This window comes from Pseudodesulfovibrio tunisiensis, assembly GCF_022809775.1.
Taxonomy (GTDB): domain Bacteria; phylum Desulfobacterota; class Desulfovibrionia; order Desulfovibrionales; family Desulfovibrionaceae; genus Pseudodesulfovibrio; species Pseudodesulfovibrio tunisiensis.
The window spans coordinates 861850-885181 of record NZ_CP094380.1; the positions used below are offsets into that span (position 1 = coordinate 861850).

Here is a 23332-nt window from a genome sequence, read left to right on the forward strand (position 1 = left end):
ATCCCTCCAAAGACTTTACGACTCAACCGCCCCGCCCTGACTGAAAATTGGATCGCCCACGGGCGCGAACTCCCGCGTCTCCCACACCTGTTCCGGGGACGGCATGGACGCGCCAGTGCAGTTCCACGAAACGGATGGCCCGGCTGGCAAGACGGATTTCGCTCGGACGGCCCTGACGCGGCAGGCCGCAGGAGTCCACGAACTTGGCGAATCCCCCGAGAGAATGGATGTCCGCCTCTCCGGGCAGATTGTCCTCGCCGAACTCGCTCCAGAGCTGGCCGATGCGCACGGCCTTTTCACCCTTCACGATGCAGCCGTACAGCTGCTCGGCCAGCCGCCTGACCCTCGTCCTGTAGATGGCCTCACGATCCTTGCGACTTCTTCCCATGGCTCCCTCCCCTGTCGAAAACGCGCCGGACCAGCAGACATACGCCCACGGCCAGACCGATGACGAACAGCATTTCCCCGACCATCACAACCCCCGAGGCACGGTCAGCCCGCGCCGACGGCGCAGGATCCACGACCAAAGGATGCGGCACATGTGGGCCGCAGCCAGCAGGGACGCAGCGTAAAGGGGGGATGAACTCGCGTCCCTGCATCTGCTGAGGAGGTCTCGGCGGATTCCGAACAGGTCAAAGATCACATGGCGGCCCGGACAACCCGGGACAGCCGGAAAAAATCGTCAATCCAGACGGCAGCCGCGATGTACGTCGCCGGACGCGGGCGGCACCAGAGCCAGTGGCTTGCGTCCGCGCAGATGCCCGATGGAGACCAGAGCCACGTTCAGGGCGCGCCGGGCCAGCATGTCCTGCGGATAGAATCGCTTGGCCGCCTCAAGATGCCGCTGCGCCTCTGCCAGATGCTGTTCAACCGAAGTCGCGCCCTGCATGTCTCTCCCCTCCCCTAGATGCGGTCCCCGGGCTTGCCCGCGATGGGCCGGAGCCGGGACACCATGAGCATTCCACGATTGATCACGTCCACGAGCTCGCGGATGATCTGCCGCGCCTCGCGCTGGGAAATGTGGCACCCCTTGTCGCCGTCATCATGCACGGCATCCCCGCCAGCCTTGGCAACCTCGCCCATCTCGCGGAACAGGTCGCCCAGACTGTCGAGCAGGGACACGCAATCCAGCGCCGCCACTTCCAGCTCCACCGCGCCGATCTCCACCTGCGCCCCGATCCAGTCCAGCACCAGCGTGGACCGGCAGGCCGAACAGAACCGCGCCAGCTTGGGCAGCGTGGGCCAGTAATCATCCTTGGCATCACGGATGCGGTTCACGTTGGCAGGCCCCCAGCCGACCATGTTGGCCACGGTCTCCCAGCTCCTGCCGGAGGACGTGACCATCAGCTGCAACACGTCCGGCAGCGCCAGCGTTGTCAGGTCAATGGACTCGTGCGGATTGCTGTTCATGGTGGATATTCCCTCGTGCTCTTATCTTGCGGATGCGTCTGCTTTTCGAAAAACTGAACATCAGCCGGAAAACGAACTACCGAATCGCCTCACCCGGATGCGTTCCGAACTGCTCCAGCTTGGACCAGCACCAGGCAAGCTCCCGGCGAAGCCGCTTGTTCTCGGCCAGCAACTGCCCCTTGGGCTTGGTCGGATACGGCAACAGATGCTCGGGAATGCCGTATTCCCGGCACAGCTCGACGAATTTCGGAGGGCATGTCTTGAGATTGACCAGATAATTGTAGGCCGCCTGCTTGGAGCAGCCATAGACTTCCCCCAGCTCGACGAAGTTCAATTCATGATCAATGAGCCACTTTTTTATCTCTTTCTTGCGGTCAACCATTTTTTTAAATATTCTCTCTAAAATTTGAAAAGGGGCAGCCCATGAAGAAGCTAGGCTGGGCTTATGCCTCCGAAAAGAAGCGGTCGAACTGACCAAGCGTCGCGTCCAGATTTTCGGGGTCGCATTCCCGGTCAGCCCAGCAGAACCTTATGGAAGGCGTATCCAGACCGGCCAGCATGGACGATCCCGAAATCGTGATGCCCTGCTCTTCGTGGAGCACCACGACAACCCGGGTCCGCGTTCTGGTTTTCTGGGAGAAGAAGACCTTGGTCCATGACCGTCCGGGAACATCGTCCACATAGTCGTGCCGCTCCAGCGAGGCATGAATGCGGGCTAACGCAAACTCCGGGCACCCCAACGGGCCAACAGGTATGGCGACTTGACTCATGACATGCTCCTTGCACAACGCGTGTCAGGTTAAGGACCATTTTAGGAAACTGTTTTCTGGTGTTGAGCTACTTTTATTTGAAAATCTGAAAACGGTCAATAGTTTTTCGGAAATCTATTTGAGAAAATAAATGAAAATTAACGAAAGATTACTTTATTTAGCTGAAAAACTTGAAAAATCACGCTCGATATTCAGCGACAAGATTGGGGTAAACAACTCCACTTTTCACGGATATCTGGTGGAAGACGGTGCACAAAGGGTTAAGTTATCTCTCCTCCTGAACATTCTGGAGAAATACCCCACAGTGAATCGAAATTGGCTTGTCTTTGGCGAGGGAAAACCCTTTCAAAAATCTGAAGAAAACCAAGAATCATCCCCGACTCACACAATAGCTACTCCGGTAGCGGATGCAGTCCGGACGGCAGAGACAGCGCTTCGTCAGGCCGGAGCCACGGATGCCGTGGTCTGGCAGACCGTCATGGGCTTGGCCAAGGTCAACGCGGACAAAGAGGAATAAAGGAAAAAGCCGCTTTGTCGCGGCTTTTTATGTACCCACTTCAACTCGTTTTACGAATTACTTCGTCAATGAAAAACAGATGAAACGATCAGGCTGTCTTGCAATCATCCTTTTCATGGCTGCGACATGGTTTGCCATCTCCCTAGTCGAGGAATGGGAGGCGGTTACTGTTGGCAACCAGCAAACCAAAGCCATCGCTCGCCTGAACGCCAATCCGGATGAGGTTCTTGCCGAGATACAAACACTGGTGGATGCCCATGCCTATCACGCCGCCCTCGCTGAAACCGACAAATACAAGAACTACTCGAACCAGAACCTTCAGGCTCTGCGCAATCAGATACAAGAACAGCTTCTGCTTGAGGAAATGAAGGACATCCCCGTCTCCCATGTTGGCGAACGACTGGCGGCCTACGAACAACTGACCCGATTTGCCCCGAACAATCACGAATACAGAGCCGACCTCGACCGCTGCCAGCAAACACTGGATCGGGCGTTGAAGGCCGTACTCAACGAACAAAAGATCATTGCTGCGGAATGGCAAGACCAGACACTCATGACAGCAGTCACCCCCTACAAGGGGTCTCATGACGGCTTTGCCCAGTATTTGTGTGGCGTACTGGCAGACCATGGAATCACGGGCGCAAACGTGGCGATAAAGGACAAAGAAGGGAAACAACTGGGCTTTGCATCTTGCCCGCAATAGTGATGTTTTTTGCTCTCACTCTCAACCGCATAGCGAGGATACGACAATGTCTTTTCATGAAAGTGTCGAAGGGTTCGTCAAGCCAATTTGCCTATTAGCATTTGCACTTTGTGTCTTTGGATGTACGGAACCAACCCTTGACACGACATCGAAGGCAACCTTTGAAACGTCAACCGAACAAATCATGAAATCCTTGGACGCAACAAAAAGCGAAGAATTCAAAGAAGCTCTCACTTTTCTTATCGGCAATTCCATAGACCTCGGCTCCGCCATGCGTGCGTCCTTGGCGGGCAAGGAATATGATCCTTTCGCATCTCTTCAGGACCTGAAAGGCATGAACGCAGACCAGATAATAACACATGCCAACCAGGTCATGAAGGAACGAGAAGAAAAGATGCGAGAACAAGCCCTTAAGGAAATCGCCGAACTTGAGGCCTCCAAGATCAAGGCGGAAGAAGCTCAAGTGGAACTTGAGAAATTCAAAGTGCTCAAATCCCGCTTCTACAAATACAAAAAAGAGCACTCTTTCACTGCAAAACCAATTATCGAATTGAAGGTCAAAAACGAAACGACATATCCGATCTCCCGCATATATTGCCAAGGCGTTTTGGCTAGCCCCGGCAGAGCCATCCCTTGGCTGCAAGAAGAATTCAACTACCAGATAGCAGGAGGATTGGAACCCGGCGAAATTGGCGACTGGTCGCTTGCGCCCAATTCCTTCAGCACATGGGGGAAAGTGGATGCGCCAAAAGATGCTGTTCTCACAGTGACCATCACACGCCTTGACGGGCCAGACGAAAAGGAACTGTTCTCCTCTGACTTTTCCGAATCCAAAAGGAAACGATTGGAAGAACTTAAAGCCAAATATCAATCACAAAACTGACGTAACAAAACAGATCCGCCTCTTCCCTGCCCGGCTCGAAAAGCCGTGGAGAATCACACGGAATGTCCCATGCTGCACGCATACCGTAATCGACATTCCACGTGAAGGAGGCACCCAATGGACCATCAGCTGGAAATCATCAGAGAGTTGCATGAAATGGGGGACGCGCTTCTGCTCATCGCCAAGGCACACTTCGAGGAACACCCGGGCAATGCCTACCTCCAGAGCCGCATTGCCCAACGGCTCCACGAGATTGCCGACGAAATCGTCGTTGCCCAACCGTCCGAGGAAAATCAGACCTAGCACAAGAGGCCCGGCTCGCGCCGGGCCTCTTGGCTACGCCTTGTAAAATATGGACAATCAATCAGAATCAATTGAGCATTATTTCAATGAAACAATGCGACAAAAGGGAACTATAGGGGGGGGGGAATGCCACTTAATATGGAAAACGCTATTGCACATCTTGCAGAATTTAACTCATACCTACAAGAAAGACTCGGCAATCAATACGGGGAAAGGATTGACGGAATCATTACCTTTCTAGGAACCGGAGATCCCATATATAGGAATTGTCCAGATCGATTATTTCTATATGTTTTTTATGCACAATCGATAATAAATAACGACTTCACTTTGTACAACTTTAACGAAGGGGCTAGATCCATTCCAATGTTCGTGAATCTAGCTCAAAAATGGCCAAACATTTATGAAATAGGAAATTATGAAGATAAAATAACTGAGATGTGCGACGTTGCGAACAACAATATCGACGCTACCATATTTGAAATATTAGTAGCACTAGGGTATGTAGGATTGGGTTATAATGTATCGTTTGTGCCAGTAGGGAATAGACGTACTCCCGATTTACAAATTGAAAAAAATGGAGTCTTGAGGCATGTTGAATGTAAAAAAATGCAACGAGGAAACCAATACTCATATAAAGAATTGGTAAGGTGGTACGCAATAGCTGATGGCATAAAAAAAATCATAACCGAAACAGAACTATCTGGGCACATTCATATCAAATTTTTGCAGGTCTTAGAAAAAATAAATCCAAAGCGGATTTTTCGTAAAATCTACAAAAAAATTGATGTATGCCAATCAATAACAAGACCTTTTCACATTACCAAAAACAAAGATTTCAAAATTAAATTTTCTCCAATAAATCCCAATTTAATAAATGTTGACATGGACCCTATGCGCCATGTTCAAGGAGCAACCATAATAGAATATCTAACTGGCAGCTACAGCCCTTTTATTAACTATAAACTTCTGCTCAGTGGGCAAATGTATGGACCATATATAGATCGTATAAATTCTGCCTCAGTAATTTCTGGCAATCTCGACAATTATAAATCAGCTCAAAAAAAGGCCCAACACGCAAAACGAAAAATAGCTGAAGCGACACGTCAAATAAATGCTGGCTATCATGGAGATATTCACATCTTAATTGAAGAATGCAATGGGTTAAATACCTATCATGAAAGACTTCGCAACAACTTCCAAGAAATACTTTCTTTTGAAGACAATCAGGAAGGCTTGGAAAGAATATATCTCCATATCGCTAAGTATATAGTTCCTCTTGAGGGCTTATTTGACGTTGAAGAAACAGTGACAACTTTTAATAGAAATGGATTTGTCCCAGAAAACATACAATCCGTTTGGTATGCTGGAGAAGAATATGGTGAAGGTTTTGGAAATTTGATGGAAGAATGGCAATAGCCTTAAGGTTGAATTAATTATGACAATATAACAATCTCATTACATCTGTATGCCAAATTTCAATCCACATAACCACATCTTATATCAGTGATTTTGCCCCCACTACCGCGCAAAGCCCTCAAGACTCAAGGACTTCGTAAATGATATCGTCACCTTCATCGTCAGAAAAAATTCCGCAAAGAATAACTCAAAAAAAAAAACAATAACCATAGGCTCTCTGCACCCCGTTAAGCATTGGGGATTTCGGGCCAAGTGACAGAATGGGGAAAACCTGCCTGCAGTGGGATATCCCGCAATTCCTGACGATACAGGGACCAAACATCCTTGACAGTAGAGGACAACGGTGAATCCGGCAGCTGGGTATGATCGCTGGCCCGCAAAAGGGCATCACGACGGGCACGAACAATTTCAGCCACCTCGTCTTCCGGCAGAAGTTCGAGCACCACAAGGACACGATTGTTGGCAAAGTCGGGGGTGATGGAGAGGGTTGAGAATTCGTCCGGTTCGGTATCGGGACCATCGACGTGAAGTACGACCAGCCCCGCTTCAGCCAGCTTCATGGGGTTCTCGTAATCGCCCCCACCGAATTTTTCTGCCACACCGTCAGCGTTCAGGAAGTGGAAAGTGGAGATGGTGGAGGAAGGACCGACAAGCTGATCACCCCCGTCAGGATTCTTGGACGCCGGAAGTTTGTAGTACGTCATGGAAAGCCTCCTATGCAGTCACCCAAATTTTCAAATTCTCGATGACGAAAAGATTGTTGCTAGGTGCATCACTTTTGACAAAGGTAATGCAACACGGACCAGCTATCGTCCAAGAGCTGACAGTGGCAGGAGGAGTCCAGGAGAAGGAGAAGGGCTGACCAACCGCAATTGCAACATCCCGGACAACCTTTCCAGTCATGCCACCTCCATCAGTCCATACATGAGTTGATATTTCTCGAAGCCCAACCGTCGAAGAAGCTGCAACATTCCCGGACACATTGAGGGTCTTGTGCCCGATAGCGGTTACGTCAGCGCCAAGAAATCCGTATGCAGCATCATTCGCAGTAGTAGCAATGCCGTTCGGCGAATGCAGTTCATTCCAATAATCGTCTGACCAACCGGTAGTACCGGTTGCAAAGTTCCAGACAGCCCAACGGTGTTTGTAAGCGTCAAAGCCCCACTCCATCCCCATGCAGGATGCCAACTGGCCGACAGAATGGGCGTTGATGCGGGCGATGTGGGCGAAGCTCACTCCATCCATCGTCGTTAAGACTGCCATCACGCCACCTCGAAGTAGGTCAGGGACGGGTTGACCAGAATTATGTCGGAGGTCACGGCGACCCCAATGGCCTGAACAATGTCTCCGCTGCCGTTCGGCGGAGTGCTGATAGTCTGCCCGCCAACAGGCGAAGCATACAGAATGTCGCCGGGAGTGAAGGACCACGCTGTATGACGAAAGAACCCGTGAACCAGGATCGGGCGGACCGTTCCCGCCGCGCCTGCCCAGCACTGGATACCGATGGCGGGCATGGTGGCGAACGCGTCCGCGTCGGCAGGCGCGGCTTGGCCGGTGCTGTTTACGCAGACCAGCGTACCGGCATTCGTGGCTGCGGCAAGCTGACGTTCCACGACCACTCCGACAAACGTATTGTCCGTCATGTCAGTCAAAGAAATCATCTGCCGAGGGACATCGCCGGATGTGAATGCCGCAGTGGGGGAATTGTCATCAGTTAGCACCGTGGTGCCGTTCCAAGCGAAGCTTCCGTCATAACCGATTTCGAGATATTTGTAGGAATCACCAGCATCATTGTACACGGAAAATCTGGCGGTATTCGTGCTCATTGAGGCATTCAGGTTTGCACGAATCTTTTGAGTTACGTCACTGCGCAAGCGCAATTCGGCGTATGCGCTGGACGAGTTTACATACAACGGAGAGGTCATCAGGGCACTGATATCCCTGCGTGCAAATTGGCTCGCCTCCAGCCCGTCCAGTTTGTCCGCGACCAGGTTCACGCAGCGATCACCGTTCGATACGGGGATATTGCCGCTGGCGTTGCCCGGAGACGCGTGTCCAAGGTTGGACACGTTCATGTTGAATTGATCGGTCAACGGCCCCCATGATGTGCCGTCATAAATTTCGAACCGCTTGTTCGTCGAATTCCACCGGATCGTCCCGCCGGGCATGTTCAGGGTCGCCGTACCGTCAAAGAGCCTGGCCAGGGCTTCGAACATTTCGCGAATTTCCGCCGGAAAACTCGTGTACGGACTCGTCGCAGTCGGCTTGCTGAAATCGGCTGTCATGCTAAACTCCTATGATTGACCAGCTGGCCTCGCCATCCACACGGGCACCGCTGGCGTTGTACAGATATATGGAGAACCCGGTCGGGTTCGGCTCGTCCACGAAATCGTAGAGGGCGTACCTGGCCGCGCTGCCGGCCTTGGGCGTGACTGCGATGGCCTGAATGTCCACATAGCTGTCTGCAAATGTCACCGGCGTGCCTTCGGAGTGAGACGCCAGACACTGCATCATGCCACCCTCCTTGCGCTGCTTGATGTCGTAGCGGATGTTCAGGCCGGAGATGCGCACCGCCCCCCTGCCATCCGATATGACGGAGACTGTCACCCGCAGATACCGGAACGCCGTGGCATAGCCCTGCCAATCGTCGGCCACCAACCTCCAGGCTTCGTCCGTGGCCGCCCGGACCTCTATCCGGCATGTGGCGGAAGGAGCACCCGTGAGTGCCTGCATGGTCGGCGTGACCGTGATCTTGCTCCCCGAAAGGACTGTGCCGTAATCGATCTCCTCCTCATAGACGGCGCTTGTCGCGTTGGGCAGCAGGTAGAGAGGAAAACCGGCGTCGGCAAAATCCTGCATGGTCGTCTGGCCGCAACGTGAAAAATGCTCCTGCCACGTCTCGTCGAACGCCGGGCCTATCAGCTCCCCGCCTTCCATGATGAATCGGGTCGCAGTTCCTCCCAGTGGCGAATCATAATCGTAGAGCAGCACATAGTCCGGCGGCTGGCTGACCGTGGCCGACACCGATGCGAATGCGCCCTCGTTGCCGCTCGTATCCACAGCCGCCACCCAATAGGTGTAAGAACCTCCCTGCGATTCGAAATGTGAAATGAACCGGGCATCCACCGTGCCCAGCATCATGGATGTCTCCAGCGTCTCGCCGGAGCGCACTATGTAGTTGGAGACGGGGAAGGTGCCGGTCTCTGGTTCCGTCCAGTAGAGCAGCACGTTGTTGTCGATCACCTGCTGTGTGACCAGAACGGCGCCCGGCGCGATGATGGTCATGTCCACGGATGCGGCTGGCCCCGTGTTGCCCGCCGCATCCGTGTAGCGCACCCAGAAACGATGACACCCCGCCGCCCCCGGAAACTGCCGACTGGTGGAAATCAACCCCGCATCAACGGATTCGGCAGAGGCCAGATCTGGGCCATACAAGACCTCGCATCCAGACAGGGCAAAGGATGATGAGGGCCTGCTCCAGGACAGCAGAATGTTTGTACCGGAAATGGTCGCGGCAACCGAAGGCTGTGCTGGGGGGAGAACGACGATGGTGGCCGATGCCGAAGTCGTGGAATAATGCCCCGTCGTATCCAGCGCGCGGATGTAGTAGGTGTGCGTTCCGGCGGCAGTCATTGGCAAGGCGGCCGTGGATCCCGGGCCCGTGGCGACCTCTTTGCCGTCGCCCCAGCCGAAATCCGTGGACCGTATCTCGTAGCGGCTGACATCCAAATCCACCACCTGCTCCCACGTCGCGACAATGCTGTTGTCGGCAGCGGACAGGGTGAACACATTGACATCACCGGGATTGCTGGTCTTGCCGACAACAGTGTGACCGGTTTCAACGGTCCAAATCGATCCGACTCCGGCAGACGTTACGGCACGAATGCGTATGTCATAGGCAGCCCCGTCCTCGACCCCAGCGATGAAGGCCTGAACCCCGGCATTGACCGTAGGTGCATTGATCCATTGCGACGATGAGCTTTCGCGATACTGCACCTGCACCGATTCTGCGGCCGACGCACCTGCCCCCAGGGCATAGGCGACACAGATGCGCGACGAAAGCGTGCCGTCTGCGTCGCGCACCATGACCCCTTCGTCGCTGCGGACCAGAGTAATGCGTGGTGCCGGAATGAACCGTCCCCTCGTTACGTCCAACCGCACAGGAGGAGCATGCTCCGGGATTGCCCCGGACACGGACGCCTCTATTTCGTCCATGGCAGCAGGTATCAGCGTCAGGTCCGCAGTCAGGTTCTCACCAGGCGTGATGGCGGACACGAGATATTCGTCATACTCCTCGCCCAGGATGGACACCGAACAAAGCGCCTCCAGCTGGGGGGCCGGCTTCGAGGAGATCACGTAGGAAAAACGGAGCACGTCATTTTCCTCGCCGTATTCGGGCACGATCTCGTAGGTGGTCAGCCTCGACGAGTTGTCCCGGATGGCCATGCCGTACCGGGCCGGAGCAGGATCGGAAAAGACGACAGTATCGTCGATCTGCACGCCGATGGGAATAAGAGGCTCGTCGCCCTCATCCAGCGGGATGTCCTCCTCTCGCCCGACGAGCACCTCTTCGCCGTCGATGTTGAACAGCAACCGCCGGATCCGGGCCGTGCCGAACACGTTCATCAGCACGTCCGACGCCACCCCGACCAGGTCACCGCGATGCGCGGCCAGCCATTCCCAGTCCGTGGACAGGGAGATGGAAAGCTGCCGGTGCAGGAGCTTGGCAAAATGACGACGCCCCATCTTCCAGATGGCTGACCAGTTGGTGACGCCCGGGTAATCCCAGGACACGATGTCCACGGCGGAGTTCTCGTCGTACCCGTCGGCATAGACGAAGCCCTCCTTGGTCTTGTAGTCGTCGTCCTCGTCCACGTAGGAGACGCGCAGCGCGTGCGGCAGCTCCATGAACCCGCGCTTGATCTTGCATCCCCAGGAATTGCGCGGAGTGAAGAGTTGCCTGATGCGTTTCCCCGGCTGATCGATGGTCGCGCCCCACAACCCGTCGACGTCCGTGGTCACGGCAGCCCGCCCGGCGGAAAGAATCTGCGTCAGCCGCTCCCATACCCGTGTCTCGCTGTCGCAGATGTAGTTGAACTCGTGTCCCTGGGCATCGCACCATTCGGCGAACTCGGCCAGGGTGGTGTCGTCCATCTTGGTCTCGGAGTACGGCCGGGCCAAACCGCTTCTCGTGGTGAGCAGATAACGCATCTGGTCCGCAGGGTTGGCTGTTTCGGCCACAGTCCCCCATCCGGCCCCGTCCCAGGACGGCAGATTCGATGAGCACAGCGCGTTGAAGTCGTCGACGTATCCGGAAAGCTGGTCGTTGGCCTTGATCCGCAGCTCCGAAACGCAGATGGGGATCGGCGTATTGAATGCAGGCTGGCCCAGAACCGCGCGGGCCACAGACCACGTCGCCTCGTCGTAGATGTACTGGCTGTCGGAGTCGGCCGTCACCCTGCGAAGCCGAGCTTCGTAGGTGGTCCGGTTCAGGGACTCGACGCGGAATGTATGAACAAAGAATGTTGTCTGGGCCTTGGTGACGGAAAACGTGCCCAACCCGGAATCGATCCACGACTCGGCTCCGACCGCGCGATACTGGGCCTCGAACTGGACTGTCCGATCGCCGCGCCGTCCGGTGCTGCTGTCGATGGTGGTCAGTCCGCGTTCAAAGGAAATGTCGAAGGACAGTTCCTCGGCCTCGCCCACGGTTCTGGTGACCCAGCCGCCGGACTCGGTCAGCGCCGAGCCGACGCTGCTTTCGGTGTACGACTTGGCAAACAACGTCAGGTCGCCGCCGATGGTGGACTGATGGAATGCATGGGTGACGTCGGCGAATTCGTCCAGAGAGGTCTCGCCAATGCGGAAATCGGAAACCACGACATCCTTGTGTCCCCAGACAACCAGCATGTTGAAGAACTGATCCTCGCCTTCCCACGCAGTCCAGCTTTTCGCACCCAGCGGCGGCGTATGACGATGGGAACCGAGCACCAACGGAACATAGCCATGAGGATTTGCCGCATTCCTGGCCCCGGAGATTGAGTATGTCGGCGAGTCTGTCCCTGCGTCGTAGGTCGACGAGCCAAGCGACGGCACGGCTTGGGAAAACAGAGCTCCGGAGGCGAACGATCCGGCGGCCATCAGTCCTCCGGTCATGGCCGCCGTCATCCAGGAGGAAATGTAGAACTGTCCGGACGCCAACGGACCGACGAAACCGGCCTCGATCCCGCCCATGGCGCCCAGCAGCGCGGGTGCGGCGTAGGCGGCCACGGCCATCACCGCGATGGCCGCGACCATGCCGACCGGACTCTTGCCTCCGCCTCCCCGCCGCCGCAGCACCGTGCGAAGAACCTCGATGCGCGCGCCGGGGACCGGGCGGGTGTCGGCCCAGTGCGTCCTCGGAATCTCCACGCCGTCCACACGACACCGGGCATAACGCAGCAGAAATCGAGCCTGAGAGGGGGTGTACACCCGATCCCGACGCAGCCTTCCCACGGCCTCTTCGACAACGGTCGCCAATGTCGTCCCTGCCATAGTCTCGAAAAAGACCGGACGCGTGGAGTCGAAACGCCGCCCCATGACGGCAACGGTCTGGTCAGCGTGCATCGACATGCCTGAGCACCCTTGAAAGCCTGCGGCCCCACCGGGCCGTGTCGTACCGTTCCTCGGCAACAGCCATGCCGTCCACGACATGCAGCATGGTGCCGGGCCGCAGATAAAGCCCGACGTGGGCCTCCACCCCGGCGCGGCGAAAGATCATCACGTCCAGGGAACGCCACGGCCCGGCGGTCACGTCCACGTTCCAGGACTCCTCGGCCACGCCGTCCACCAGAAGGTCGACCTCGCCGCGAGCGTAGGCGTCGGAGTATCGGTCGCCCAGGTCGGGCATCCCGATCCCCAGCTCCTCGCGGTAGATCAGATGCACCAATCCCCAGCAATCGCAACCGGCCCGGTCCGTGCCGTGGTCCAGAAAGGGGATGCCGATGTATTTGCTCGTGTCCATGCCGCCGCCTAGTCGAAGAGGTTGGGGAAGTACGCCGGGACGAACCGCAGCCAGGGCATGGGTTCGCTGGAGGCAATGTTGTTGATGATCGTGACGTCAGCCATGGACGCATCCCATTCGGCGGATCCAAGCTCCATTTCCGGCCAGCAGACCTCGACCTCGTCAGGGGTTTCCGCATTGACGAATTCGAGAGTTATCCTGGGATATGCCTCGTCCACCATCTTGAGATACGGCGTCACCATGCGCCCCACGTTGGCAAAGGAGACCTTGCCCTCGGGCGGACTTTCGTCCGACGATGTGGGCAGGGATGCATTGATGGGCACGAACAGATACTGCTCACCGCGGCTGACGGTACCCATGATCGGCTCGCCGGTGTCCTCGTCATTGTGCAACCACTCGGTCGCGTCGGTGGACAACCGTACAGGCTCGGTCCAGGATTCGTGGGTCATGGTGATGAGCACGACATCACGATCGGCCGTGTCCTGCGCCATCATGGCGGTCGTGGTGCGCGGGGAAAGAGCCATTCAGCCTCCTATGTCAGCGGCACGTCAGGCCAGTATTTGATGGTCAATCCGATCAGCCAGTTCAGCGAAACACCGTCCGGTTCCAAAGAGAAAAGGCCGGAACCGGACGGAACGAGTTTCGCGCGGACGTAATCTCCACGGAAAGGATGTGGCCAGTCGAACCACAAAGAACCATCCTTGATCGTATCCGAACAAAACGTCTCCAGAACAGCGACCTGAGCGGAAGACATGGAGTACCGGACATCCAGCTGTCTCGGCTTCGGCCCGCGCCGACGGGTCTTGTCATCACCGGAATCCATGGACAATGTCAGCAGGCGATTCGGATAGGGATTCGAAAAGCCGTCATACAGCGGAGCTTGGGGGAGTCCCGTGGGCCAGACGGATACCATGTGCTACCTCCTGACAACCTGTTGTTTCATGCCGGTGCTGGAGCGCATGGCCCGATTCAAAGAGGAGCCAGGCGTGGCCAGCTGTTTGGCTGCGGCATCGCCGATCATGACATCGACACGGGTATTGCCATAGTTGTCGCTGCTCTTCTGCTGGGTCGCCGACTGTCCGGTGGAGTTGTGAATGATCACCTGAACGTTGTCGCCACCGTTGCCGCCGCTGCGGCCATTGCCGACAGCCTGCACACCGAGATCGCCGGAGGCTGTTCTGGCCAGGGGGAAAACGCCCTCGATCCCGGCTTCTGCAAGAACACCGCCATTGGCGAACTTGGAGTAATGCCGATCGAACCCGAAATAGGTCGGGCTGCTGTAGATACCGTTGGAAAGTGAGGATATGCCTGCGCCGGAAAGGACGTTGCCCTTGGCGGACGGGAACAGACTGCCGATGATGCTGCCGATTCCACCGGTGACGACTCCAGCCAAAGGCTTGGCTACGGAAATGCGTATCATCTCGGCATAAATCGCATTGAAAAAATCCATGGCCGAGACCTCGGCTCCAGTGAAGGCATCGGTAAAGGAGTCCTCAAGACGACGCCCCACCGTGGCTGCCATGTCGCCCATGTTCGACATCTGGTCCATGGATGAGGCCGCATACTTTTCCCAGACGCTCTGCGTTTTTTCGGCGGCCTGTTCATTGATTTCGACAATCGACTTGGCTTCCCATTCCTTGATCTGGGCAATCGTGTCGGCATCGCCGACAACCATGTCCTGCAACTGCCGGGATCGCGCCTGAACCTCGGCGATCTGAAACGCCGTTTCTCCGAGCGTGATGCGCTGGTAGTCCTTGCTGAACCTTTCCAGAGTCGCCGTTTTTCGATCCTGATATTTCTGCCATTCCTTGATATGGTCGTCGAACTGAGAGGTGTACGTCTTGGACACCCCGGCAGCTGCATCGTTGCCACCACCGGCGAACTTGAACTCTGAGGCATCCCCCTTTGCCGCCATTAAAGTGAGGTCGCTCGATGCCGCGCCCCATTTCTTCAACAGGGAAAACACCTTGTCGAAAGCCTTTTCCCTGTCATCCAGAGACCTGTCGATCTCTGCATATTCCTCCCTGAATTTCTTGAGGTTGGACTTGGCAGCAAGCTGTTGCCAACCAAACTTGTCCCCGAGGCCAGGCAGCATCGATAGTGCCTCGAAAAAATCATGCACGAACCGTCCGACGACCCTGTGCAATCCGACCCACGCCTTCTTGATTACGTCGATGGAATCCAGAAACAACTCCGCTCCGACAACCATCCCCTGGAAAGCTCCGACGATAACTTCCGCCGTCATCGCCGCCCACCTGGCCAAGTTCATGCGGCCTTCGCTGGTTTCCAGACTTTTCAGGAACTCCTCCAGACTTTTTTTCATGACCCTGAATGGCCCAGATTTCATGACCATGAGCTTCCATTGGGTCCAGATGTCGCTCACATTGGACATCATGCCTTCCCAGGAACGGGATTGCTTTTGCATCCCTCCTTCGAAACGTCTGAAGATTTCACCCAGTGTCGTGGTGATGCCCTGTTGCGTCTTCCGGGCTGTCCTCACCATGTCCCGACCGTTCTGCGACCACCGGAACGTGACCGTGTCGCCCTGCTGGGACGCACGCACACCGAACTCCTTGAGACGTTCGAACTCGCCCTGCGCCGCATCGGCGAACATCTCCACAGCCTGGGAAAGGGTCTTTCCCATGGAGGATGCCGTATCGCCCAAAGGCTTGAGATGCTTTGTCGGATCAAGGCCATACGCCGCCAGCTGACGGAATCCGTTCGAAACCTCCTGCAATTCGTAGGGAGTCCGGGCAGTGAAATCGGTGATCCACGCCATGGCGGCCTCGGCCTGCTCGGCAGAGCCGGTCACGGTCTCCAGGCTGATCGACAACGTCTCGAATTCCGAGGCTGTCCCCGTGAAACCGCTCATCAACCCGGCAGCACCGGAAAACAGGCTCATGACGCCGCGTATCGCGCCCTGAATGGCAACGAACTTGACCGCCAGTCCTTGGGCGGCAATGGACATCCGCCTGACATGACTGGTCATCATGTCTTTGGCCGTGAATATCATTTGCGTTTCAGCGGACACGATTTGCCTCCCCTCGGGTTAATGATTATAAGAGGGGTATGAGATCTTCCTTCGACTCTAGAGAACCGCAAGAACCGGGCACTGTTCGGTTGGGGTTCTCCCTGCTCTCTGCTTACGGCCTGGGCTGGCTCGCAGGAGCCGCCGTCGTGATCGGCTTTCTGGCGGCCCTAGTCTGCATCGGATCGTTCCTCTAGCCGCGCGACCTGTCTGGCCAGCGACTCCATCTCCAGCAATCGGATCTTGGCGAACAGGCCCGGCGTGAATCGCATGCCGATCGTTTCCGAGACCAGCTTGACTGCCGGGTAGTCCAACCCGATGATGCCGAAACCGGTGGACCGCCATTGCGTGCTGGATGCCACCCACAGCGACCAGGCATCCTCGTTGCCCGGCCAGAGATCCGGACGCCGCCAGTCGCACTCCGCGCACGCATCCGAAGCGCCACAGATTTCGCAGTAGGCCAATCGCCTCGGATTCGAATGCCACGCCCAGACCTCGATCAGTTTCCCGATTCAGCAGCCTGACTAGCTTCCATCACGCTCGTGAACAACTTCATGGCGTCGTTCAGGGACAGGGCCTCGATGCGCAATTGATCCGCCTCGTCCGGATAGACCCTGTCCAGCAGGATGGTCATGGCGTCAAACAGCCGATCCGGCTGCTCGTCCAGATTGGCCAGATTGATCCCGGCCAGGTTCAAAGCCTTGGCCGTGCCATAATTCATGGGGCGAACCTCGAAGGCCTCGCCGCCCAGTTCGATTGTTTTCTTGTCCATGGGTTACTCCGTCCAGTTCTTGATCTCGTTGCGCAGGGTCACGACCACGGCGGAACCTGCGGAATCGGTGTCGTGAAACGCCGCAAAGGAGAAGTTTTCCAGCACCCCCCGCGGACCGGCGAGTCCGGGAGTCTTGCGCTGGTATTCCACCTCGGGCATGGCCACGGACAGCTTGTAGCCGCCGTTGACCAGCTGGACTTCCACGCTGGAACGCGTGCCGGCCTCGGCCTTGTCCAGAAAGCGGGTATCGGTGAACAGGGCCTCGATGTCGCCGGAGACGGTGGTCAGCCCCTCGGGGATGTCGCCACGCACGCCGCCATCGCCGAGGGTGTACTGGTCGGTGTCCAGACCGAAATCGAGGTTGATGTTCACGGTCTTGTTGCGGCTGGAGAGCAGCGTGCCGCCTTCGATGATTCGCGCCTGAAAGTTGCCGAAGCGGTTGAACGGCAACTCCACAGGATTGGCGTCGTAGACGGCGGCGTTGCGCGTCTCGTCTCGCCCGACCAGAGACAGGGAGGCGGTCAGTTCGTCGGAACCGCCCACGGAAAGGGCGCAGGAACCGATCTTGATGCCGCTGGCAAGAAGATAGGCAGGAATGTCCGGAAACTGCTTTTCCACACCCAGGGAAGGCATGCTCTCCGCGATCTTGAACACGTGGTCCCGAAACAGGGCAGTGACGGTTTCGGAACCGTCGAACGTTTCGGCAGCATAGGTTTCCTCGATGACGATCTCGCCGATGGAGGTACCGCGCTTGACCATGTAGGTGCCGTCGTAGTTGGTGGTCCCGGCGATGACGATTTCTGCCCCCACGGCGAGACCATGGCCGGCGGCAGACAGGCCGACGAGACCGTTTCCCTTGTCCACGGCGTCTCCGGCATCCAGATTGACCCGAGCCGCCAGCTGCGCCTCGTCGGTGGTCGAAAACGTCTCCCCCGTGAAGCTGGCCAAAATCACCAGTTCATTCGAGGAAGTTTCCGGCTGCAGGATGTGGGCGCCGTCGTAGCTGGTGGTACCGGAAAGCACGATGGTTGCCCCGGCCTCGAATCCATGCCCCGTAGCGGGCAGGCCGACCTTGCCGGAGCCTTTGTCCACGGCGTCCCCGGCATCCAGATTGACCGCAGCCACGGCCGAAGTGGTCGGCATACCGAACATCCCCACGAGCCACAGGCCGAAACTGTGCGCGTCAACCGGCACTTCAGCCGTACCCTGCACGTCCACGTTGCCCTGAAACGGGGCCACGGGGTTGCGCGAGCCGGTGATGGTCGCCGCCGTATTCTGCTCGCGCGAGGCGGACAGATCGCAGGTGTTGTAGGGCATGAGGTGGGTCTTCCTGATGGTCGGGGCCACGCCGAAAGCCGCCTCGATATCCACGAGCAACTTGCCTTTGTATCCTCTTGCCTGGGTCATGCCAGATCTCCTCTATGCTCGCCCAAGGGTGTTGGGCAGGTTGACGGTGATGAAAATATGCTTTTCGAAGTAGCCGTTGCCCGGGTTGGATTTCTCCGCCTGCCAGTCGGACAGGGGATATCGGAGCGATGCGAGAAAGGATCGCACCACGGATTCGAACCGCTGGAGAGTCTTGCCGCCCATGTAGCGAACGCCGCGGCCTCCTGCGTCCTCGACCGTGTCGTCGTCCTTGATGCCGAGCACCAGCAGAATGGAATGAACTCCCATGCCGATTTCATCGCCGTCGCGATCGGCCATGGGGATGACACCGATATACGGCACCTGCTGTGCGCCGTGCTTGTCCCGCTTGTCGAAATCCAGGAACATGGACGGCAGCTTGCCGAACGCGGCCTGACAATGTTCATTGACGGCCACGGAAGCGAGCAGAGCCTCGTACCAGGTCTCGGCGATGTCCAGACTGGTGGTGTCCATAATATCTTCTCCTATGCCACCAGCTTGAACTTCCGCTCCGCGCGGAAAAGGTAGCTGTGAATCTTGTCTTCGATGCGCTGCATGACCTCGCGCTGGGAGGCTTCGAACATGGGCCGGATCAGCTCGCGTCCCTCGGTGCGGATGGAACCGCCTTCCGGGATGCCAAGTCCTGCGGCGGCAAAAAAACGTTTCATCTTCAGGGTAACCGGAGTGGAAAACCCGGCTTGCAATTTGGCAGCCTTGGCCGCAGCCGCCCTGGAAAGCCAGCCGATGCGCACACGCATGAGCGCTTTGTCTCGTTTGTAGCCCACTGCCTTGACCAGTTGTCCGAAAGCGTGAGTCGCCGGTGCGCGGAGACTCTTGCCCAATCGCTCACGCTTGACGTCATCCAGAGTGCGCATCCGCTGGATGTCGGACAACGCAGGCCAGTGTGTCCCCTGCGGCTTCTCCTTGTAGACCGCTTCCTGAATCCGCTTGCGCATCCACCACCCAATGTGGCCGAGAGCCTTGTTCATTTCGTTGGGAAAGGTGCGGGCGCAGTAGGCGAGAAATGGCGTTACACCATCACGAATTTCCAGCATGGAACCCGTGGCCTTCGAATGGAAGGGATAGTGACGGACACGAATCCGATCAACGCCATCCTTGTCCACCCATTTTGTGGGAACAGGAACTCGTCCCTCGAAACTGGTCATGCGAACACCCCGCATTGATCGGCCACGCCGTAGACGACCCACCACATCTTTCTCGCCCCGGTCTTGGGAACCGGATACGCCGCGCGCACATCGTAGGTGAATCCGTTGAAGACAAAGGCATCCCGGTACCCGGGCGCATCCGTCATGTCGCTGAACACGATTTTGAGTTCCGCGTATCTGGCCTGTCCCTCGAAGAAATTGCTGTCCCAGCCGGACGGCGTGGACCCGAAGCCGTGATCGATGACCAGAGCCGTGAGTTCCCGCGCCTCGCCCTCGCACGGCTGATAGGTCACGGGCTGGCCCTGCCGATCCAGAATCACGCGCGCCGCATATTCCATGCTCATGGCCTGCCCTCCATGCCCGCCCTGATCGCGGCCTTGTCCGCATTGCACTGCCGGAGCGCGGACCGATAGTCCTGAACGCATTGCAGCAGGTCCCCGTTGGTCCGGGCATCGCGGCAATCCGGGGCAGGCGTGTCCGCCAGCAGATGTGCGGGCGGAGTCACGCGCACGATTCGGGGCACGGCAACCACCTCGGGCTGCTGCCTACCGGAGCATGCCGCGCACAGCATCAGGCAGAGGAGTGTCAGCCCAGTCGCGTACAGTTTCGTCATGGCGCAAAGCCTCCTGCCACCGGCGGCGCAGGGCCGCACGGTCGGCGTTGATTGCGGAAATGGTTTTCTCCCGTTCGGCCAGAGCCGCTTCCTTGGCCGCGTCCGCAGCCTCCATCTCGGCAAGCGCGGCCCGGCTGGCCGCATGCGCGGACCGGAGCGCGGCGTTTGCCGCATTCGCCCGGGCCAGAGCCGCGTCCTTGTGCGCATTGTCGCGCAGGATCCATCCGAAGGCCGCGACGATCGCCACGGCCGCAATTCCGGCCACCAGCCACTTCACGAGCCGGGAACCGCCGAACAGGGACGCGGCCCGGGCAATCAGCGCCGTCCACATGTCAGCCTCCGGTAGATGTGGTGGATGCGTTCCACATAGGTGATGGTCTCCCGGCTGTGATGGCCCGTGACCTGCGGCAGCGCGGCCATGATGTCCGCGAACCCGGTTGCCCCGCCCGCCCTGCGCTGGGCCTTGAGCAGATTGCCCATGCCCGCGTTGTAGCTGGCCCGGGCCAGATCCCAGCGGTCCGGGTCCGGACGCGGGCTGGACCAGGCGCGATAGAGCCGGGCCATGTAGTAGGCCCCGGCATTGATGGCATGCCGCACCGCATGCGGCGACACCGCTCCCAGCCCCAGCTGTCCGGCGACCTCGCGCCATGTGCCGGGCATGAACTGGGCCAGTCCGCGCGCGCCCACAGGGGAAACCGCGTCCGGATCCAGCAGGGACTCCTGATAGAGCTGCGCCTTCCAGTACCGCCAGTCCGCATGCGGAACGCGCGGCCACCAGCGATGGACCGCAGACCGGATCAGGGAATCGTACCTGCCGGGAATGCCCTGTCCCGCCCTAGCTGGACATGACCAGGCCAACGAGCAGGCAAGCGCCAGCAAAGCGCACACCGTAATACAGCGCAGCCGCATGGGGATCCTCCCTGATTATGTCGATAACGTCGCCCCAGGGCCGCCCCGCGCTCTTGTCGAGCCAGCGCAGAAGCCCCAGCACGAGCACCAGTGCGGTCATGGCGTACAGGGCTGTGGTCAGATACTGGATGCCGATGAGTTCCAACATCACCCCTCCTTGCGGTAGAGTATTGGCCGAATCGCCTTTTCCCAGAGCCGCGCCACGCGTCTGGCGCGAGACCGGGAAAAACCGAATCCCACAAGGCGGCACTCCATGTGCAGCCCGTTCAGGTGATGCTGAAGGAACGCCAGCAGTGCCGTGATCATTCCACGCTCCTGTCGTTCAGAATCTTTTCCTTTTCCTCCTTGGGCATATCCGAATGGACTATCAGGGCGCGGACCATGCGATAAACGATGCGCACGGCTTCCTTGTCGGCCTCGTGTCGAGCCTTGCATTCGTCACAGGTCACGAACTTGCGGGCATCCCAGGCCCGGACAACCGCCGCCGTGATCACCGTGACCAGCAGCGTGCTCAACAAGGCTTCGGCAGGGGTAAACGTCATCCGTCCTTCCTGTGGTTGCCCGTTCCCCTCTTGCCAGCCCGGCGCTTGCCGCAGACCGGACCGGCAAAAGGGACGGAGGTTGCTGCCTAGGGAGCCTTGGACAGGGCCGTCCGCAGCTTTTCCTGCATCTCGGCCACGGAATCCGGAAGCGACTTGGCCTCGGGATCCAGATCGAGAACGGCCCGGCTCAGGGACTTGAGGCCGGACTCGGCCCCGGCCAGAAGCGTGTCCGCTTCGGCCTTGGCGGCCTTGGCCTGCTTGAGCGAAGCCTGCAACTCGGCGATCTTGTCCTTGAACACCTTCACGGCCTTGTCGCCTTCCGGGGCCTCGGGAAACAGGCTTCCCGGATCAAGGGCATGGCCGTTGTCGATCAGGGCCTGCGCCTGCTTGACCGGGAGTTCGACCCGGCTTCCCGGAGCCATGGTCGTGCCGCCCTGCTTGTAGGCCACGGTCAGAATCACGTTCATCCTTTCCTTGCTTGCCATGATGTCCCCCTACACGACCTTGACGAAGACAAAGGCATCGGGCTGCTTGAGCCACGGCAGGGGCCGGGACTCGGCCAGAAACTCCAGATAGGACGGATCCCAGTTGATCCGGCTCTTGGCGAAGTATTCCACGGGGCCGCTGTTCTCCAGATCCTCGGGCAGGCCGAAGTCGATGGTGGTTTCCGCCTCGGTGCAGCCGAACACCACGTAGTCCGGATGCATGAGCTTCTGCACCTGCCCGGCCGCATCGTGGTAGGAGCCGCCGTAGCGGTAGATGTCCACGCCGTTGACGTGGCCGCGATACGCCTTGCCCACCTCGGGAGCCAGTTGCCCGGTCTCCATGCGCCGGTTGTCCAGCTCGCCCTGCACCTTGGCGTTGTTGCGGAACGCCTGCCAGGCATTGACTCCCTGAACGCAGACATCCGGAGTCAGGCCGGTCGCGTCCACGATCAGGTCGGCCCAGACTTCCAGATCCTCGCACGGATCGGCACCGGCATCGGCCCAGGTGTCCCCGGCTCCGAGCACGATGATGTGCGAGGCAGGCATGCGCATGTCCACCTCGCCCTGAAAGGTCTCCCCGACAAGGGGAATCTTGCCGCCCTGCAGGGACTTGGCCGCCATGTACTCCACCGTGATCTCCACCCGGTCCTTGAGTTCCTGCATGTCCGTGGCAATGGCCTTGTCCACGCGGTCGTCAGTGACCCCGGGCTTGATCACGGGCGGTTCCCCGGCCTGCCGGAAGTCGAGCAGATTGCAGGCGGAAAAGTGCATCTTGGGCCGCATGCGCGGGGTTTCCACGACCTGCGATTCCCGCGTGGTCCCCTCGATGAGCGTGCCGCCCTCGAACTTGGTCACGAAGGGCACCAGAGACTTGCCGCCCACGATGATGTCGAGCTGGGCCGTGGTCGTGTCCAGAGGATTCCTTCTGGAAAAGAAGAGCTCCTTGAACAGCTTGGGTTTGACCGGACGGCGGTCGATGATGCCGGTAAGCGTCCTTCTGTCGAAAAGTTCCATGTCGCCTCCCTACTTGACGTAGATGCCCTTGCTGGCCAAAGCCTCGATGGCCGCGTCAATGGCGGCCTCGTCGGCATCCGGGTCCCAGGTCAGGCCGTTTTTCCTGAACTCGCCATGCACGTAGCGCAGGGCCGCCTCGTCGCCAGCCGCCGGGACCGTCACGTCCTCGCCCAGAATGGTCGCGGCGATCTCGCTTCCGTCCCCTGCGCTCGCGTCCCACACCACATACTTCTTGCTGGCAGTCACCTTGCCGAGAACCGTCCCGGCCGCCAGTTCCTGCACCTCGCCAGTGGAGGCCAACACCGCCGCCATGGTGATGACGGGATGGGAACCGACGAATTCCCGCACGGCAAAATCATGATATTCCGCCATGGCTCTGGTCATATGCTCC

Annotated in this window: 34 protein-coding genes; 6 read left to right on the forward strand and 28 right to left on the reverse strand. The window is 58.1% G+C overall.

Annotated elements, in window-relative coordinates:
• Window positions 1–22: 22 nt before the first annotated feature.
• The 5 genes from MPN23_RS04315 to MPN23_RS04335 form a co-directional block, all read right to left on the reverse strand.
• Window positions 23–388 (reverse strand): hypothetical protein, encoded by a 366-nt coding sequence (locus MPN23_RS04315; RefSeq protein ID WP_243546344.1) that lies wholly within the window; start codon window positions 386–388, stop codon window positions 23–25.
• A 294-nt stretch (window positions 389–682) separates the two neighbouring features.
• Window positions 683–889 (reverse strand): hypothetical protein, encoded by a 207-nt coding sequence (locus tag MPN23_RS04320; protein WP_243546346.1) that lies wholly within the window; start codon window positions 887–889, stop codon window positions 683–685.
• A gap of 14 nt (window positions 890–903) precedes the next feature.
• On the reverse strand, window positions 904–1410 hold the full coding sequence (locus MPN23_RS04325; protein ID WP_243546347.1) for a phage regulatory CII family protein: 507 nt from the start codon (window positions 1408–1410) through the stop codon (window positions 904–906).
• 76 nt (window positions 1411–1486) lie between these two features.
• Window positions 1487–1792 carry a hypothetical protein gene (locus MPN23_RS04330; protein ID WP_243546349.1) on the reverse strand — a complete coding sequence of 102 codons (306 nt, stop codon included), beginning with the start codon at window positions 1790–1792 and terminating at the stop codon, window positions 1487–1489.
• 61 nt (window positions 1793–1853) lie between these two features.
• Complete coding sequence (locus tag MPN23_RS04335; protein WP_243546350.1) at window positions 1854–2180, reverse strand: hypothetical protein; 327 nt, start codon at window positions 2178–2180, stop codon at window positions 1854–1856.
• Between the two features lie 130 nt (window positions 2181–2310).
• On the opposite strand from MPN23_RS04335, the gene MPN23_RS04340 reads away from it, so the two are divergent.
• From MPN23_RS04340 to MPN23_RS04360, 5 genes are all read left to right on the forward strand, one after another.
• Window positions 2311–2697 carry a hypothetical protein gene (locus MPN23_RS04340; protein WP_243546352.1) on the forward strand — a complete coding sequence of 129 codons (387 nt, stop codon included), beginning with the start codon at window positions 2311–2313 and terminating at the stop codon, window positions 2695–2697.
• A gap of 79 nt (window positions 2698–2776) precedes the next feature.
• A complete protein-coding gene (locus MPN23_RS04345) occupies window positions 2777–3400 on the forward strand; it encodes a hypothetical protein (protein ID WP_243546353.1) in 624 nt (207 codons plus the stop codon).
• 46 nt (window positions 3401–3446) lie between these two features.
• Complete coding sequence (locus MPN23_RS04350; protein WP_243546355.1) at window positions 3447–4283, forward strand: DUF6694 family lipoprotein; 837 nt, start codon at window positions 3447–3449, stop codon at window positions 4281–4283.
• A 117-nt stretch (window positions 4284–4400) separates the two neighbouring features.
• On the forward strand, window positions 4401–4586 hold the full coding sequence (locus MPN23_RS04355; RefSeq protein ID WP_243546356.1) for a hypothetical protein: 186 nt from the start codon (window positions 4401–4403) through the stop codon (window positions 4584–4586).
• A 126-nt stretch (window positions 4587–4712) separates the two neighbouring features.
• Window positions 4713–6005 (forward strand): hypothetical protein, encoded by a 1293-nt coding sequence (locus tag MPN23_RS04360; RefSeq protein ID WP_243546357.1) that lies wholly within the window; start codon window positions 4713–4715, stop codon window positions 6003–6005.
• 227 nt (window positions 6006–6232) lie between these two features.
• Here the strand turns inward: MPN23_RS04360 and MPN23_RS04365 are convergent, their stop codons facing one another.
• Genes MPN23_RS04365 through MPN23_RS04400 form a run of 8 tightly spaced genes read right to left on the reverse strand, consistent with a single transcriptional unit; the run spans window position 6233 to window position 15820 of the window.
• Window positions 6233–6709, reverse strand: coding sequence for a tail fiber assembly protein (locus tag MPN23_RS04365; RefSeq protein ID WP_243546359.1), 477 nt, complete (start codon window positions 6707–6709; stop codon window positions 6233–6235).
• Window positions 6710–6719: 10 nt separating this feature from the next.
• Window positions 6720–7268 (reverse strand): hypothetical protein, encoded by a 549-nt coding sequence (locus MPN23_RS04370; RefSeq protein ID WP_243546361.1) that lies wholly within the window; start codon window positions 7266–7268, stop codon window positions 6720–6722.
• Entirely contained in the window at window positions 7268–8290 is a 1023-nt protein-coding gene (locus MPN23_RS04375) for a hypothetical protein (RefSeq protein WP_243546362.1), read from the reverse strand. Before MPN23_RS04375 ends, MPN23_RS04370 begins: the two co-directional genes overlap by 1 nt.
• Before the next feature lies 1 nt (window position 8291).
• A complete protein-coding gene (gene gpJ / locus MPN23_RS04380) occupies window positions 8292–12617 on the reverse strand; it encodes a TipJ family phage tail tip protein (protein ID WP_243546364.1) in 4326 nt (1441 codons plus the stop codon).
• Complete coding sequence (locus tag MPN23_RS04385; RefSeq protein WP_243546366.1) at window positions 12601–13008, reverse strand: C40 family peptidase; 408 nt, start codon at window positions 13006–13008, stop codon at window positions 12601–12603. Before MPN23_RS04385 ends, gpJ begins: the two co-directional genes overlap by 17 nt.
• An 8-nt stretch (window positions 13009–13016) precedes the next feature.
• Window positions 13017–13532 carry a hypothetical protein gene (locus MPN23_RS04390; protein ID WP_243546368.1) on the reverse strand — a complete coding sequence of 172 codons (516 nt, stop codon included), beginning with the start codon at window positions 13530–13532 and terminating at the stop codon, window positions 13017–13019.
• An 8-nt stretch (window positions 13533–13540) separates the two neighbouring features.
• On the reverse strand, window positions 13541–13921 hold the full coding sequence (locus MPN23_RS04395) for a hypothetical protein (protein ID WP_243546370.1): 381 nt from the start codon (window positions 13919–13921) through the stop codon (window positions 13541–13543).
• 3 nt (window positions 13922–13924) lie between these two features.
• Window positions 13925–15820, reverse strand: coding sequence for a tape measure protein (locus MPN23_RS04400; RefSeq protein ID WP_243547349.1), 1896 nt, complete (start codon window positions 15818–15820; stop codon window positions 13925–13927).
• On the opposite strand from MPN23_RS04400, the gene MPN23_RS04405 reads away from it, so the two are divergent.
• Window positions 15765–15932: a hypothetical protein gene (locus MPN23_RS04405; RefSeq protein ID WP_243547430.1), complete on the forward strand. Its 168-nt coding sequence runs from the start codon at window positions 15765–15767 to the stop codon at window positions 15930–15932. The genes MPN23_RS04400 and MPN23_RS04405 overlap by 56 nt on opposite strands.
• A 274-nt stretch (window positions 15933–16206) precedes the next feature.
• Here the strand turns inward: MPN23_RS04405 and MPN23_RS04410 are convergent, their stop codons facing one another.
• The 15 genes from MPN23_RS04410 to MPN23_RS04480 all read right to left on the reverse strand — a co-directional run bounded on the left by MPN23_RS04410 (window position 16207) and on the right by MPN23_RS04480 (window position 23325).
• Complete coding sequence (locus MPN23_RS04410) at window positions 16207–16500, reverse strand: DUF1799 domain-containing protein (protein ID WP_279388694.1); 294 nt, start codon at window positions 16498–16500, stop codon at window positions 16207–16209.
• A gap of 35 nt (window positions 16501–16535) precedes the next feature.
• A complete protein-coding gene (locus tag MPN23_RS04415; RefSeq protein WP_243546373.1) occupies window positions 16536–16808 on the reverse strand; it encodes a hypothetical protein in 273 nt (90 codons plus the stop codon).
• A gap of 3 nt (window positions 16809–16811) precedes the next feature.
• Window positions 16812–18215 carry a phage tail tube protein gene (locus tag MPN23_RS04420; RefSeq protein WP_243546374.1) on the reverse strand — a complete coding sequence of 468 codons (1404 nt, stop codon included), beginning with the start codon at window positions 18213–18215 and terminating at the stop codon, window positions 16812–16814.
• Window positions 18216–18227: 12 nt separating this feature from the next.
• Complete coding sequence (locus tag MPN23_RS04425; RefSeq protein ID WP_243546375.1) at window positions 18228–18686, reverse strand: hypothetical protein; 459 nt, start codon at window positions 18684–18686, stop codon at window positions 18228–18230.
• An 11-nt stretch (window positions 18687–18697) separates the two neighbouring features.
• Window positions 18698–19378, reverse strand: coding sequence for a hypothetical protein (locus MPN23_RS04430; protein WP_243546377.1), 681 nt, complete (start codon window positions 19376–19378; stop codon window positions 18698–18700).
• Window positions 19375–19722, reverse strand: a complete 348-nt coding sequence (locus MPN23_RS04435; protein ID WP_243546378.1) for a hypothetical protein — start codon at window positions 19720–19722, stop codon at window positions 19375–19377. The genes MPN23_RS04430 and MPN23_RS04435 overlap by 4 nt, the downstream gene beginning before the upstream one ends.
• Window positions 19719–19991 carry an Rz1-like lysis system protein LysC gene (gene lysC, locus MPN23_RS04440; protein ID WP_243546380.1) on the reverse strand — a complete coding sequence of 91 codons (273 nt, stop codon included), beginning with the start codon at window positions 19989–19991 and terminating at the stop codon, window positions 19719–19721. The genes MPN23_RS04435 and lysC overlap by 4 nt, the downstream gene beginning before the upstream one ends.
• Window positions 19924–20322, reverse strand: a complete 399-nt coding sequence (locus MPN23_RS04445; RefSeq protein ID WP_243546381.1) for a hypothetical protein — start codon at window positions 20320–20322, stop codon at window positions 19924–19926. Before MPN23_RS04445 ends, lysC begins: the two co-directional genes overlap by 68 nt.
• Entirely contained in the window at window positions 20307–20900 is a 594-nt protein-coding gene (locus MPN23_RS04450; protein ID WP_243546383.1) for a transglycosylase SLT domain-containing protein, read from the reverse strand. Before MPN23_RS04450 ends, MPN23_RS04445 begins: the two co-directional genes overlap by 16 nt.
• Window positions 20827–21048 (reverse strand): hypothetical protein, encoded by a 222-nt coding sequence (locus MPN23_RS04455; RefSeq protein ID WP_243546384.1) that lies wholly within the window; start codon window positions 21046–21048, stop codon window positions 20827–20829. The genes MPN23_RS04450 and MPN23_RS04455 overlap by 74 nt, the downstream gene beginning before the upstream one ends.
• Complete coding sequence (locus MPN23_RS04460; protein WP_243546385.1) at window positions 21048–21206, reverse strand: hypothetical protein; 159 nt, start codon at window positions 21204–21206, stop codon at window positions 21048–21050. The genes MPN23_RS04455 and MPN23_RS04460 overlap by 1 nt, the downstream gene beginning before the upstream one ends.
• A complete protein-coding gene (locus MPN23_RS04465; protein ID WP_243546386.1) occupies window positions 21203–21442 on the reverse strand; it encodes a hypothetical protein in 240 nt (79 codons plus the stop codon). The genes MPN23_RS04460 and MPN23_RS04465 overlap by 4 nt, the downstream gene beginning before the upstream one ends.
• Before the next feature lie 86 nt (window positions 21443–21528).
• Window positions 21529–21927 carry a hypothetical protein gene (locus MPN23_RS04470; RefSeq protein ID WP_243546387.1) on the reverse strand — a complete coding sequence of 133 codons (399 nt, stop codon included), beginning with the start codon at window positions 21925–21927 and terminating at the stop codon, window positions 21529–21531.
• Window positions 21928–21936: 9 nt separating this feature from the next.
• A complete protein-coding gene (locus MPN23_RS04475; RefSeq protein WP_243546388.1) occupies window positions 21937–22941 on the reverse strand; it encodes a major capsid protein in 1005 nt (334 codons plus the stop codon).
• Between the two features lie 9 nt (window positions 22942–22950).
• The gene (locus tag MPN23_RS04480; protein ID WP_243546389.1) at window positions 22951–23325 is read right to left on the reverse strand and encodes a head decoration protein; all 375 of its coding nucleotides are present in this window, start codon (window positions 23323–23325) and stop codon (window positions 22951–22953) included.
• Window positions 23326–23332: the final 7 nt, after the last annotated feature.

Excerpts from the sequence above, each read along its gene's own strand:
- MPN23_RS04315 (WP_243546344.1), bottom strand. The coding sequence starts at position 388 with ATGGGAAGAAGTCGCAAGGATCGTGAGGCCATCTACAGGACGAGGGTC.
- MPN23_RS04320 (WP_243546346.1), bottom strand. The coding sequence starts at position 889 with ATGCAGGGCGCGACTTCGGTTGAACAGCATCTGGCAGAGGCGCAGCGG.
- MPN23_RS04325 (WP_243546347.1), bottom strand. The coding sequence starts at position 1,410 with ATGAACAGCAATCCGCACGAGTCCATTGACCTGACAACGCTGGCGCTG.
- MPN23_RS04330 (WP_243546349.1), bottom strand. The coding sequence starts at position 1,792 with ATGGTTGACCGCAAGAAAGAGATAAAAAAGTGGCTCATTGATCATGAA.
- MPN23_RS04335 (WP_243546350.1), bottom strand. The coding sequence starts at position 2,180 with ATGAGTCAAGTCGCCATACCTGTTGGCCCGTTGGGGTGCCCGGAGTTT.
- MPN23_RS04340 (WP_243546352.1), top strand. The coding sequence starts at position 2,311 with ATGAAAATTAACGAAAGATTACTTTATTTAGCTGAAAAACTTGAAAAA.
- MPN23_RS04345 (WP_243546353.1), top strand. The coding sequence starts at position 2,777 with ATGAAACGATCAGGCTGTCTTGCAATCATCCTTTTCATGGCTGCGACA.
- MPN23_RS04350 (WP_243546355.1), top strand. The coding sequence starts at position 3,447 with ATGTCTTTTCATGAAAGTGTCGAAGGGTTCGTCAAGCCAATTTGCCTA.
- MPN23_RS04355 (WP_243546356.1), top strand. The coding sequence starts at position 4,401 with ATGGACCATCAGCTGGAAATCATCAGAGAGTTGCATGAAATGGGGGAC.
- MPN23_RS04360 (WP_243546357.1), top strand. The coding sequence starts at position 4,713 with ATGCCACTTAATATGGAAAACGCTATTGCACATCTTGCAGAATTTAAC.
- MPN23_RS04365 (WP_243546359.1), bottom strand. The coding sequence starts at position 6,709 with ATGACGTACTACAAACTTCCGGCGTCCAAGAATCCTGACGGGGGTGAT.
- MPN23_RS04370 (WP_243546361.1), bottom strand. The coding sequence starts at position 7,268 with ATGGCAGTCTTAACGACGATGGATGGAGTGAGCTTCGCCCACATCGCC.
- MPN23_RS04375 (WP_243546362.1), bottom strand. The coding sequence starts at position 8,290 with ATGACAGCCGATTTCAGCAAGCCGACTGCGACGAGTCCGTACACGAGT.
- gpJ (WP_243546364.1), bottom strand. The coding sequence starts at position 12,617 with ATGTCGATGCACGCTGACCAGACCGTTGCCGTCATGGGGCGGCGTTTC.
- MPN23_RS04385 (WP_243546366.1), bottom strand. The coding sequence starts at position 13,008 with ATGGACACGAGCAAATACATCGGCATCCCCTTTCTGGACCACGGCACG.
- MPN23_RS04390 (WP_243546368.1), bottom strand. The coding sequence starts at position 13,532 with ATGGCTCTTTCCCCGCGCACCACGACCGCCATGATGGCGCAGGACACG.
- MPN23_RS04395 (WP_243546370.1), bottom strand. The coding sequence starts at position 13,921 with ATGGTATCCGTCTGGCCCACGGGACTCCCCCAAGCTCCGCTGTATGAC.
- MPN23_RS04415 (WP_243546373.1), bottom strand. The coding sequence starts at position 16,808 with ATGGACAAGAAAACAATCGAACTGGGCGGCGAGGCCTTCGAGGTTCGC.
- MPN23_RS04420 (WP_243546374.1), bottom strand. The coding sequence starts at position 18,215 with ATGACCCAGGCAAGAGGATACAAAGGCAAGTTGCTCGTGGATATCGAG.
- MPN23_RS04425 (WP_243546375.1), bottom strand. The coding sequence starts at position 18,686 with ATGGACACCACCAGTCTGGACATCGCCGAGACCTGGTACGAGGCTCTG.
- MPN23_RS04430 (WP_243546377.1), bottom strand. The coding sequence starts at position 19,378 with ATGACCAGTTTCGAGGGACGAGTTCCTGTTCCCACAAAATGGGTGGAC.
- MPN23_RS04435 (WP_243546378.1), bottom strand. The coding sequence starts at position 19,722 with ATGAGCATGGAATATGCGGCGCGCGTGATTCTGGATCGGCAGGGCCAG.
- lysC (WP_243546380.1), bottom strand. The coding sequence starts at position 19,991 with ATGACGAAACTGTACGCGACTGGGCTGACACTCCTCTGCCTGATGCTG.
- MPN23_RS04445 (WP_243546381.1), bottom strand. The coding sequence starts at position 20,322 with ATGTGGACGGCGCTGATTGCCCGGGCCGCGTCCCTGTTCGGCGGTTCC.
- MPN23_RS04450 (WP_243546383.1), bottom strand. The coding sequence starts at position 20,900 with ATGCGGCTGCGCTGTATTACGGTGTGCGCTTTGCTGGCGCTTGCCTGC.
- MPN23_RS04455 (WP_243546384.1), bottom strand. The coding sequence starts at position 21,048 with ATGTTGGAACTCATCGGCATCCAGTATCTGACCACAGCCCTGTACGCC.
- MPN23_RS04460 (WP_243546385.1), bottom strand. The coding sequence starts at position 21,206 with ATGATCACGGCACTGCTGGCGTTCCTTCAGCATCACCTGAACGGGCTG.
- MPN23_RS04465 (WP_243546386.1), bottom strand. The coding sequence starts at position 21,442 with ATGACGTTTACCCCTGCCGAAGCCTTGTTGAGCACGCTGCTGGTCACG.
- MPN23_RS04470 (WP_243546387.1), bottom strand. The coding sequence starts at position 21,927 with ATGGCAAGCAAGGAAAGGATGAACGTGATTCTGACCGTGGCCTACAAG.
- MPN23_RS04475 (WP_243546388.1), bottom strand. The coding sequence starts at position 22,941 with ATGGAACTTTTCGACAGAAGGACGCTTACCGGCATCATCGACCGCCGT.
- MPN23_RS04480 (WP_243546389.1), bottom strand. The coding sequence starts at position 23,325 with ATGACCAGAGCCATGGCGGAATATCATGATTTTGCCGTGCGGGAATTC.